This window comes from Rariglobus hedericola, from assembly GCF_007559335.1.
Taxonomy (GTDB): domain Bacteria; phylum Verrucomicrobiota; class Verrucomicrobiia; order Opitutales; family Opitutaceae; genus Rariglobus; species Rariglobus hedericola.
Window position 1 is genome coordinate 923,522 of record NZ_VMBG01000001.1, and the last position, 11,069, is coordinate 934,590.

Consider the following 11,069-nt stretch of genomic DNA (forward strand, 5'->3'; position numbering starts at 1 on the left):
AAGTGAATGAACTCGGCCTAGACCCCAGTCAGGTTCTTACGTGGTTCGCCCATGAACAGGAGACTCCGTATACTCTTGTGCGAGTTAGTGCTACAAACGCAAATGGGTGGGTGGCTGCCCTTCGTGATGCTGTCCGTCGCTGTTATTTAAGTGATGAGAAGCTACTCACACAGGCTCAAATATTGGAACTGGAACTCGGAGGCACCTTCGAAAGCCGGCAAACTGAAATTATAAAATCCAAACTTCCCGATCCCAGTTCAACTATGGCTGGCGATTTTGGCGAAATACTTATCTATGCCTATCAAGCAACCAAAGCTTTACCAAGTGTTACAATCGGCCCAAAAAAATGGCGACTGAAGCAGGACCGAACTAAACCTGCTCCGTGTTCGGATGTGGTTCATTTTATCCTGCCGACATGGCCCGTATCGAGCACTCGCGATGAGGTATTGTGTGCAGAAGTAAAAATGAAGGCAACCAATGGCGCTTCAACACCAATTCAAGACGCTATCACTGATTGTGAGAAAGACCGCATAAGCCGCCTATCAAGAACACTACAGTGGCTCAAAGAGCGAGCGCTGACGGAAAATATCGGAGAAGTTCAAATAGCACACCTCAATCGCTTCATCAAAGCGACGGACCACCCACCGGCTATTAGACGTTTCCGCGCTGTAGCGGTTATTAGTGAGAATCTCGTAGATACAGAACTTCTAAATGCGCCTCAACAGGCATCGCCTGAATACGAGCTTGTAGTTGTGGCGGTGCCCAATCTTCACACTGTTTATAATGCGGTTTTTGAAGCCGCAAAATCTTATACACTACCGGCAGCGCCACAACTATGAGCCCGGCCCTTTTGACTTGGATCGGAGATGCGGATGCGCTTCGGCATATGGACCGGTTCGCCGTGCGGGAAATTCCGCTCGCGCTTGCATATCAACACGCTCGCAAGGACGACCTTTACGTGGCTCTCGTTGGCGAACTCTTCGACGGTATGCGCAACGGGTCGAGTCAAGCCGATTGGGGCCGACTAGGCAATGCGCTGGCTCATTATGCGGCGGTCGATAGAGCAGCTGAGCTTCGCACGGCAGGCATATCGCAGGCTGAGGCAACGCTGTTCTCCGCAGCTGCATTTTACTTTGGTGGTTTCTCGGCCTCCGCCTATGTGACAATTAAAAGCCTAACCCACCCATTAGTAGGCGATGGCGAACGAGCATGTTACGACCTATTAGCGAAACCGAAGGAAATCGGTTCCCCCTTAATCCGAGACCTTCAATCGGCACTTATTCGCGGCGACCTCGCAAGAATTGCGGAAATCGAGGCGCAAGTCTCGGACTCAGCACGAAAGGCCTTAGCAGTTGGTCCAGACGAATGGATTCCGCTACGGCTACTTCAATCCCTTCTTAATAAATTTAGCGTAACTAACCTTCGCGCAATACTACCAGACGGCAGCTGGCCATTCTGGACGCCTCTGGTTTCATCGCTGGTAGCACGTGGCAGCTGGGATTTTTTCCCATCGCAGATCGCAGCTATTCAACGCGGGCTACTGCTTGAATCCGAGACATTCTCGCTCCAGATGCCCACTGGGGCAGGAAAAACCGCCTTGTGTGAAACCCTTCTTTTTTACCATCTCAGCGCGCACCCTGAAACAGCAGCCGTGCTCTTGGTCCCATATCGATCGTTGGCGTCGGAATTGAGGGGCTCACTTGTTCGTCATCTTAACGGAATGGGGATTTCCGCACGATGCGCATATGGTGGCACGGTTCCCTCGGGTGATGAAGTGCGTGCTTTTGATAAGACTAGAGCGTTGATCGCAACGCCTGAAACACTCTCCGGCATTCTCAGTGCAAATACCGATTTCGCGAAACGCATTACACTGGTTATCTGTGATGAGGGCCATCTTCTTGATGCAGCTTCTCGTGGCGTTGGATTGGAGTTGCTCCTCGCGCGGATGAAAATTCGAGAGACTGGTGTTCAACGATACGTTTTTGTCTCCGCAATCGTTCCAAACATCGATGAGATAAACGCATGGCTTGGGGGAACTCAGGATTCACTTGTAAAAAGTGACTACCGCCCAGCTATTGCCGAGTTTTCAGTCCTTCGTGTCGTAGGACAAAGAGCAGGTGCTCCCCTCGATCTCGAGATGCATCCTCACGAAGCAGCTCCAATTCGTTATAGAATTGAACGGTTCCTACGACGCGAAGACTTCCATTGGGTAAATCCTGACACCGGAAGAACGAATACCTACGGGTTTTCATCTGTGAAAACCCGTGCCGTCGCTGCTGCTAGGAAAGCATTACCAATGGGTGCTGCGGTAGTATTCGCAGCAAACAAGCGAGGCAATCAAGGGGCGATGGGGCTTGCCGAAGAGCTACTGTCCCAAATCGAGAAAGTGTTACCACTGCCCAATCCTATTCAGTTTGCCGACGTTAACACCGTCAACTTCGCCGCTGATTATCTTGAGACTGAATATGGAGCGGATTGGGTGGGAACACGCGCACTAAAAACAGGTGCAGTGCTTCATCACGGGGATATTCCACAAGAGACTCGAGAGGTCCTTGAAACGCTTCTTCGAACTGGAAAAATATCGTTTGCAATCTGCACGAGCACTTTGGCAGAGGGTGTGAACCTGCCAATTAGAACTCTTGTTCTATATTCAGTTCAGAGAATGGGAGCCGATGGGACTCGAGAAGACCTATTGACTCGAGATATAAAGAACCTTGTTGGAAGAGCCGGGAGGGCAGGATCTACCACGAAGGGATTAGTCATTTGCGCGAACGAAGATCAATGGCCGTTAGTTGCGGCGGTGGCACAGCAAGCTGAGGGGGAACGAGTCATTGGTGCGCTACTCAAGTTGATTAATCAGGTCCGCACTAGACTTGTCGCAAGAAATGTGGTGCCGACAAACGCCCTGCTAGAGCGGAGTCCTTTAGTTTATAGTCTCATTGATGGAATCGACTCCACACTTGTCGAGCTTGCAGCGGTGGAAATAGGTGAACCAGAACTAATCCGGTTGGCCACTGCGCTCGCAGATCAAACATTCGCATCGCGCCAGGCCAGCGAAGCGTCGAAACAGCTTTTGCGTGACGTCTTTACTCTTCGTGCCCAGCGAATTTTTGCAATGAAAGCAAATGGACGGCTCGAATGGATTAGAGAGACAGGAACCAGAGCCCGAATGGTTGACGTTGTTGAAACAGGTCTTCTTCCGATGCGTGCAACTTGGAGTGATGTGGTTGATCCAACCGATCAGAGTTTAGTCGATCCGATTCTCCAATGGACGTGGACCCAGAAGGAACTACAACATTCGTTAAGAGATGCATACCGTGTCGGGGATGATGTTGATTTAAACTCTCTGCGTGAGGAATTTTTCACCACGGTTAAACTTTGGCTCTCAGGCGCAAATTTCCTTCAAATTGCAAGCGGTGCAAACCGATCTGTCGATGAGATCCTTGGAATCCATTCGCAAGTCTTCACATTTTCACTTCAAACAATTATTGAACAGGCTATAGCATTACTCGAGAAAGCCCTACAATCGCAGGGTCAGGAGATATCTCGGATGGCACGCCAGTTTCCAGAGCACTTAAGGTTTGGCGTTCCTTCTGTTGCCGGATGCACTCTCGCGGCCGGCGGTGTTACTCATCGCAGAGCTTTCGTAGAAATCGGGAATGTTCTGATTCCCGGAAACTTTAAAATGGATGACAAGGCACACGTTTTTGATGTCGCCCAGCGATCATTGGAAGCGCATCGGGAAGAATGGCGAACCCACCTCGGAGGGCTCGTATTTCAGCGAACAATGCAAGATTTGTCGTCCGTCACCGGGCGGAGACCTACAGGCGAATAGGATTTTGAATGCATTATACATCTATCAAAAAGAGCAGCGCACCAGCATCGGTGCCGACGGCGACCTCCGCGCCGCCCTAGAGCAGTTCGCCGCAATCGAAGACGATCTTAAAGACGAAACCTAATTCACACATAAACAAGTGGAACCTATCCATCTAAGCTCTTGGCAGCGAAGTTTTGTAGACAGATATGTTGCGGGATACCCCCGCAAAGCCCAATTGGCCGCTGCGGCCGGGAGCGGAAAAACCGTCGCCACTTTAATTGCCGCTAAAGAACTACTCCACACCAACAAGTGCGATTTGGTTCTTACCATAGCTGACCGCATCGTTCTCAAAGAGCAATGGCGCCAAATGGCAGAAACCCACGCTGGCATCAATGCACAGCAAGGCAGGTCGATCACGTTACAGTCTCTCGACAACCTATCTCAAAGAAAAGAACTGATATCCATATCTAAAAAAAACAGAACTCTCATCGTCGTTGATGAGGTCCATAGATCACTAGACAGTGACACTTCGTTCAGGCCTCTCCTAGAGGCAAACCGGGATAATCGAATACTATTCTTAACTCGACCAGGGGAAAGTAATGGAGGCGAAAACAAATTTAATTATACATTCGAGGCTGATGAGGCGCAGGATCATCAAGGAAACGCCCCCCCATTATCACTACCCGGCTCGCCCTCGTTTGAATTGTTGAAACGGCTAATAAGCGAAGGGAAAAACCTTGAAGACCTCTCTTGGCGTTCATTTGAAATACTTGTGGCCGAGCTATTAAAGGCTGATGGTTATGAGGTCGAGCTGATGCAAGGGACAAAGGACGGCGGCGTAGATGTCATAGCAACTCGCGACATGGGCCCCGCAGGAGTGGTGAAAACCCTTTGGCAAGCTAAGAAATACAGTAAAGGGAAGGTCGGACTTAGCGTTATTCGAGAACTTGCCGATACTCGCGCCGAGCACGGTGCTAACAAAGCCCTCGTAGTTACATCCACTTTTCTTACGAGGGGCGCACTTCAACGAATCGAACGAGAGAAATTTTTATTGGGAAAGGTAGACAGAAATGACCTCAGGCAATGGCTCGTTCGGTATGCAAACGGAACGTGGAGTCCCGATTCTTTTATCTAAATGAGCGACATCAAACTATTCCGTTTCGGTGCCAACTCGGCGGTCGAAATCCACAGCAGTTCCGTAGCACTGGAAAAACCGCTACAACTCATCGAGCGCCATCTCGACATGTTGCTTGGCGTCACGTTTCTATCCACCGAATACAGCACCGGAGCCAAACGTGGCGGTCGTATCAATACGCTCGGCATCGATGAAAACGGCTGTCCGGTGATCATCGAATACAAGCGATCACTCAGCGAAAACGTCATCAACCAAGGGCTCTACTATGGGAGCTAACGTATTTCGCCTTTCATGCCACGCGCTCGGCCCAATCGACTTCAATAGCCGAGTGGATGGCGCAATAGTCCTTCCATCCAAAGCGCGAAATCAAGTTATTCTAGAAAAGAAACTTGAAGCCCTAGAAGCCGACACTGCTTCCAAATGGTATCAATGGGCTCGCAATAACATAAAATTAATCGTTATCGGCCTAAATCCCGGCAATCTCGTTGAACGGAATGAGCGAAAAATAATGGCCTCAGGAAATGAGGACACTATCGATTGGCAATTGTGGGACGATGCGAAGCGGGATTCTGATTTACCGAATCTATACTTAGCAACCTCCAGACTTCTTGAGCATATTGCGAACCAAAGTTTAATAGACGACAGCGGCTCTGTTCAGATTGGCACGGCACTTATCCTCAATCTTGGAAGCGTCGTCGAAACAGAATCGAAAATAGTGCTGAAAGATGAAAATTTGATAACACCCTCCTTGCTGAGAAAAGCAGAGCGAGACTTACTATTAAATTCGTTAGTAGATGAATCAAAATACCCTCTAAATAAAGTGCGCCGCGTATGGGTCGCGTGGTCGAAGTTGACGGGGCATAACGCTATCACCTCAAAACACCTGAAGGATGTCGTCTGCTCCTTGGCGAGTGTGGTGAACGCTAGCGCCAAGTTCGTCTGGCTTACTACTGGACCACATACACCTCCAGTGGATGCGGCCCACCCTAACGGAGTGAATAGTGACTATTTTATAAAACCTATCAAGAAGGCCATGCAACGAGGTGAAAAGTCTCAGCTCTTTTGCTCTGTCGACCTCGAATCAAAAATAGAGATACTCGATTTAGAAAAATGGGCGTAATACTGGCAATTTGACGCAATGGGGGGCTCAAGCCATAGATTCATGGAGTGGTCGGGCCGTTACTTGCTACTTTTCTAAATGAATTTCGTCCTGCGGATTCTCCTGCTCGTTTTCATCGGCATGGCACTGTTGATCGGCGGCTGTGTGTGGACCGTGAAACAGGAGATATATGAGTCGATGGGCACCAAGATCGACGTGGCGCGTTACTCCGAGATCGTCGAAGCACGCCGGGTTTGGGGCGAAGGCTATAAATTCCTCCCCAAAGTCGTCCCCTTTGAGACCGAGGAAGCCTCCTTCGTGCACACGCCCCATTTTCTTCAAGGAGGTGATTATCTCACGCTACGCGTGCGTCTGCCTGCAGCGCACATCGCAAAATTGCTTACAGAACTCGAGCAAAGCGGCCGAACTGAGGTGAAGACGTTTACTCCAGCTCCGACGCCTCGTTGCTATCCAAAATGGAACCTCACTGAGGACGACATGGAAAAACGTAGTTACGAGAGCATCACCGAACTACCGTCCGATTTCCGCGTGTTTCTTTTTCGAACCGACCTCAAAGACATTGAGAAGAACTGGAATCACAACTTCCTCGCCTTGACCGCGGTGTCGGTGGAACGACGAGAAGTCGTCTACCACGTCGAGAACTGGTGACCGATTGCTTGATGGCATTAATGCCGCAAAAACATAACTTTCATGAAAAGAATCCTCGTGCTTGTGGTGGCCGCATTCCTCACCGGTTGCAGCCCCGAAAAAATGATAGAGAAGTTCGCGGATGATGCGAAAGAACACATTGCCTTGGACTACATCCAACGGGTCGTTTCTGGCGATCTGGTTGCGCTCACTACGGAGCTCGATCCGGCGGTGCCTTCAACAAACGCCCTCGCGGCGTTGGAGCAACTGCGAGCAAACATTCCGAAGGAGACGCCCACTGTCACCAACCTGGTCGGCTACAACGTCAGTTATTCTTCGTCCGAGGGCACTCAAAACAATCTGATTTACCAACTGGGTTACGACGGAAAGAAGTGGCTGCTGGTCTATGTGACGTGGAGTGAATTGCCCGGCGGAAAACGCCAGATCGTTACGCTGAAGGCGCAGTCGCTTCAGCAGTCATTGCAAGAAGCGAACCGGTTTTCATTTCGTCACGCCGGCGCGCTGCACTTCCTTTTTTTGGGCGCTGCAACCCTCGTTTCCTTGTTCATTCTGACCACTCTCGTGGTGTGCATTAAAACCAAGCTACCTCGTCGAAAGTGGATGTGGATCCTGTTTATCCTCGTGGGCGTGGTTCCCTTCTCCATCAACTGGACCACGGGCGAAGTGGGATTCAACCTGCTATCGATCCTTTTCTTCGGCGCGAGTGGGATGGCCGCCAGCCCCTATTCACCCTGGATTATCTCCTTCGCAATTCCCATCGGCGCGATCCTGTTCTGGTTTCGTCGGGCTAAGTTGATGGGCCCGGTCGTCCCGCCCCTGCCGCCCATGTCGTCGCCCAAAGACCTCGATGAAAACCAAGGCCGGACCGGAAACATAAACCACAACTGATACAGGACTGGACGCGTTCACAAAAAAGCCCGTGAGCATCGGCGGGCGTTTTCCCACCGGCACTCACGGGCGCGTTTTTTTAACTCAACCCAATGCGCGATCCGGCGAGAGTTTGAACTCTATGCGGATGGCGGCGTTGGCTTTTTTCTTGGCGGGCCAGTGGGCGTCCACCGCGTATTGGATCTCGCGGCGCAGGCGGGACACTTCTTTCACCTTGGCTTCATAACTGGCCCGCGCTCCGCTTGCCCCGCTTTGGTCGCCGGCCTGGATCGTTTGCACCGCGAGGTAGGCGGCGAGCGCCGCTTCCAATGCGGGCACGTCGCCTGTCTTCATCCCCGGCAGCTCATCCGTTGCCAGGTGCGCGATGATCGACCGGGTGCTCGTCTCCAGCACCGCGCGGTTGGCGGCGATTGGCTCGGAGATGAAGTAATTGGCCCGCAGCGGATCTCCCATCGGATACTTGCGCTTGGCCCGCGCCTGGATGACGCCGATCAATTCCAGCAGCGCCGCCTTGCGGGTCTCTTCCGCCTTGGTGGTGGTTTCCTTGGCGGACGTCTTGCCGCCCGCGTTGGCGACCAGCGCGGCGGCTTCGGTAATCTTGGAACGGAGGTTGGTAAGAAACGGCGCGTCGATCCCCTCACCCGCCAGGATGGTGGCGTAGGCGGGCAGTTCGGCGGTATTGGCGATCTCGCCGGCGAGCGTGATGTCGGCGGCGTGTCCTTGGTTGACGAGTGAACGGTTGCGCTTGGCGGCCTGAGCAGGTGTCTCGGGCGGTGTCGTATTGTCGGGCGGTGTGTTATTGTCGGGCATGATGATGAGGACTGGGCTGTCGTTGTGGGTGAGGCGCGTTCCCCAAAACCGGGAAGCCGCGCCGTGTGGTGGCTGCAGGGCCTCGACTCGCCTTCCTCCTGCCGGCGGGAGCCCGTTTTCCACGGCCACCCTTCGCCAAACCAGCGGTTGGATACGAATTAACGCCCTTCGACTCAAATTTAGCACCGCAAATGCCACCGGAAGGCGTTTACATCGTCCGTTAGCGAAAAAAGAAAGAAAGTTAGCGCATTCTGAAAGCCAGTTAGCGTTCTGCTATAAAAAGTTAGCATACTCTGACTAGTTGTTACTAGGTTCGGAACGCCGGTCAGGGCATTGGGAACGCCGGCCCGCCTCCTGTGAAAGCCCGCTAGCGTGTTGAGTGACCAAATTAGAGCGCTGCGATGAACGGTTATCATTCCACGAATCCCCGTTAGCATCCTGAGAAAGTCCGCCAGCCTTCCCCGAAAGCCAATTAACGATTCGTGAACCCCGATTAGCTTTCCGTGAAAGCCAATTAACGTTCCGTGAAGACGAATTAAGGTTCCGTGAAAGCCCAATAGCCTTCCGTGATCGCCGCCGATCCTTCCGCGAACGCCAATTTTAATACCTACATCCAGAGTTTAGACAGGATGAACAGGATTCGATCCGGGATATCCAAACTCCGAAATCCCCGCCCTTCATCCCCCATCCTGTCCAAAAACTCCGTCTCCGACTCTCCGCGCCTCTCTGCGCCTCTGCGTTAAAAAAATTCCTCTTCCTATCCTACGCGTCCTACCACCTCTGCGTTAAAACCACGCCTCGAACGTGAAACCGGCAGGCCGCACAGATTTTCCGTGTCATCGGCCGTTTTGGCAGACAATGCTCACGGCTCTTTTCATTCCATGCGCTTCTACAAATACCACGCCCTCGGCAACGACTACATCGTCTGCGATCCCGTTGATTTCCCCCAGTGGAAGAACGGTCCGTCCGTCGATGAGATCCGCGTGATCTGCCATCGCAACTTTGGCGTCGGCTCCGACGGCATTCTCTGGGGCCCCCTGCCCTCCGAAAAATCCGAGTTCGGTCTGCGCATCTTCAACCCCGACGGTTCCGAGGCCGAAAAGTCCGGCAACGGCCTGCGCATTTTCTCCCGCTACCTCTGGGACCAGAAGCTCGCCAAGAACGCCACGTTCACCATCGAGACGCCCGGCGGCCAGGTCACGTCCGTCATCAAGGAAGACGGCAAGCTCATCACCGTGGACATGGGCTCGGTCTCCTTCGTGAGCACTAAGATTCCGCACACCGGCCCTGAGCGCGAAGTCATCAACGAGCAGATCACCGTCCTGGATCGCACGTTCACCTATTGCTCGGCCACCATCGGTAACCCGCACTGCGTTCTCCCGCTGCCGGAAGTCTCCGCCGAGCTCGCGCACAAATACGGCCCGCACCTGGAAACCCACGCGAACTTCCCGCGCAAGACCAACGTCCAGTTCCTGCAGGTGCTTGATCGCAAAAACATCCGCATCGAAATCTGGGAGCGCGGCGCCGGCTACACGCTCGCCTCGGGCAGCAGCTCCAGCGCCGCCGCCTCGGTCGCGCACAAGCTCGGTCTGGTGGACAACGACATCACCGTGCACATGCCCGGCGGCACCATCGGCATCGAGATCGGCGCCAACTACGCCATCCGCATGACCGGCACCGTGAACAAGGTCGCCGTCGGCGACATGCACGCGCAGCTCTTCGAAGTGAAGGTCTGAGGCGAAAACAAAAAGGAGGAAATTAACGCAGAGGCCGCAGAGCTCACAGAGCAGCGGACCGAGAAGAAGAACCTCTGCGTCCTCCGCGACCTCCGCGTTTAAAACCTCTGTATTCCACCGAACACACGCCCACGGCCACTCGCCCCATAAAAAAAGCCCGCCGATGAAGGCGGGCTTTTTGCTGGGTTAAAATTAACCCAAAGGACGCAGCGATCACCGAGGACAGAGCACAAAAACCACTCTGCGTTCTCCGCGACCTCTGCGTTTAAAACCTCAGTATTAAAACCTCAGTATTTCACCGAGCAGCCATACGGCTGCGTGGTGGGCTTGGCGACGGCGTGGCCGGCCTTCACGGCGGCGAGCGCGGCGGCGGCATAGTTCTCAGCCTTGGTGATGTCCTCGGCGTCGGCGGATTTGATGCTATCGATCGCGCCGTTATAAACGACCACGCCCTCGGGGTTGATCACAAAGATGTGCGGGGTGGTTTTAGCGCCGTAGAGTTTGCCCACCGAGCCATCGGTGTCGCGCAGATAGGCAGTCGGAGCGGCCTTCGTTTTTGCGGACCACGCGGCGACCTTGGCGGCATCGAAGTCACCCTGTTTGCCGGCGGCGGCGGAATTGATGGAGAGCCAGATGACGCCGTCGGCCGTGGCGGTTTTCTGGAGCGAGGGGATGTTGTCGCTCTTCTCGTAATGTTTCACGACGAACGGGCACTCGGGGTTGACCCACTCGAGGACGACGGTCTTGCCCTTGAAGTCGGCGAGGTTGTGCGTCGTGCCCTTGATATCGGTGAGCTTAAAATCAGGAGCGGGCTGACCGACCACGGCGGCGGCGTGGAGACCGGCCGCGAAAACAACGGCCGTGACGGCCGCAAAACAGGAGCGAATGAGTTGGGTTGTCATGATGGGGAGGTAG

The 11,069-nt window shown here is 53.3% G+C and carries 9 protein-coding genes and 1 pseudogene; 8 read left to right on the forward strand and 2 right to left on the reverse strand.

The genetic code is table 11. The features are described 5' to 3' along the window. The first annotated feature begins 2 nt into the window (after positions 1-2). From FPL22_RS04110 to FPL22_RS04140, 7 genes and pseudogenes are all read left to right on the forward strand, one after another. Positions 3-839: a Hachiman antiphage defense system protein HamA gene (locus tag FPL22_RS04110; RefSeq protein ID WP_144228834.1), complete on the forward strand. Its 837-nt coding sequence runs from the start codon at positions 3-5 to the stop codon at positions 837-839. After that, a complete protein-coding gene (locus FPL22_RS04115; protein ID WP_144228835.1) occupies positions 836-3,835 on the forward strand; it encodes a DEAD/DEAH box helicase in 3,000 nt (999 codons plus the stop codon). The genes FPL22_RS04110 and FPL22_RS04115 overlap by 4 nt, the downstream gene beginning before the upstream one ends. Positions 3,836-3,974: 139 nt before the next feature. Then, on the forward strand, positions 3,975-4,952 hold the full coding sequence (locus FPL22_RS04120) for a restriction endonuclease (RefSeq protein ID WP_144228836.1): 978 nt from the start codon (positions 3,975-3,977) through the stop codon (positions 4,950-4,952). Next, positions 4,953-5,219, forward strand: a pseudogene (locus FPL22_RS04125) (DUF91 domain-containing protein); the annotation flags it as partial. After that, positions 5,218-6,072 (forward strand): hypothetical protein, encoded by an 855-nt coding sequence (locus tag FPL22_RS04130; protein ID WP_144228837.1) that lies wholly within the window; start codon positions 5,218-5,220, stop codon positions 6,070-6,072. The pseudogene FPL22_RS04125 and the gene FPL22_RS04130, both read left to right, overlap by 2 nt. Before the next feature lie 78 nt (positions 6,073-6,150). Beyond that, positions 6,151-6,720, forward strand: a complete 570-nt coding sequence (locus FPL22_RS04135; protein ID WP_144228838.1) for a hypothetical protein — start codon at positions 6,151-6,153, stop codon at positions 6,718-6,720. 42 nt (positions 6,721-6,762) lie between these two features. Further along, positions 6,763-7,608 (forward strand): hypothetical protein, encoded by an 846-nt coding sequence (locus FPL22_RS04140; RefSeq protein ID WP_144228839.1) that lies wholly within the window; start codon positions 6,763-6,765, stop codon positions 7,606-7,608. Between the two features lie 84 nt (positions 7,609-7,692). Here the strand turns inward: FPL22_RS04140 and FPL22_RS04145 are convergent, their stop codons facing one another. After that, on the reverse strand, positions 7,693-8,418 hold the full coding sequence (locus tag FPL22_RS04145; RefSeq protein WP_144228840.1) for a hypothetical protein: 726 nt from the start codon (positions 8,416-8,418) through the stop codon (positions 7,693-7,695). Between the two features lie 881 nt (positions 8,419-9,299). On the opposite strand from FPL22_RS04145, the gene dapF reads away from it, so the two are divergent. Beyond that, on the forward strand, positions 9,300-10,154 hold the full coding sequence (gene dapF / locus FPL22_RS04150) for a diaminopimelate epimerase (RefSeq protein ID WP_144228841.1): 855 nt from the start codon (positions 9,300-9,302) through the stop codon (positions 10,152-10,154). A gap of 287 nt (positions 10,155-10,441) precedes the next feature. On the opposite strand, the gene FPL22_RS04155 is transcribed toward dapF, so the two are convergent. Further along, the gene (locus FPL22_RS04155; protein WP_144228842.1) at positions 10,442-11,056 is read right to left on the reverse strand and encodes a redoxin domain-containing protein; all 615 of its coding nucleotides are present in this window, start codon (positions 11,054-11,056) and stop codon (positions 10,442-10,444) included. Between the last annotated feature and the right edge of the window lie 13 nt (positions 11,057-11,069).

What these genes read in the sequence shown, in the direction of transcription:
- FPL22_RS04115 (WP_144228835.1), top strand. Translation starts at nt 836, where the DNA reads ATGAGCCCGGCCCTTTTGACTTGGATCGGAGATGCGGATGCGCTTCGG.
- FPL22_RS04130 (WP_144228837.1), top strand. Translation starts at nt 5,218, where the DNA reads ATGGGAGCTAACGTATTTCGCCTTTCATGCCACGCGCTCGGCCCAATC.
- FPL22_RS04135 (WP_144228838.1), top strand. Translation starts at nt 6,151, where the DNA reads ATGAATTTCGTCCTGCGGATTCTCCTGCTCGTTTTCATCGGCATGGCA.
- FPL22_RS04140 (WP_144228839.1), top strand. Translation starts at nt 6,763, where the DNA reads ATGAAAAGAATCCTCGTGCTTGTGGTGGCCGCATTCCTCACCGGTTGC.
- FPL22_RS04145 (WP_144228840.1), bottom strand. Translation starts at nt 8,418, where the DNA reads ATGCCCGACAATAACACACCGCCCGACAATACGACACCGCCCGAGACA.
- dapF (WP_144228841.1), top strand. Translation starts at nt 9,300, where the DNA reads ATGCGCTTCTACAAATACCACGCCCTCGGCAACGACTACATCGTCTGC.
- FPL22_RS04155 (WP_144228842.1), bottom strand. Translation starts at nt 11,056, where the DNA reads ATGACAACCCAACTCATTCGCTCCTGTTTTGCGGCCGTCACGGCCGTT.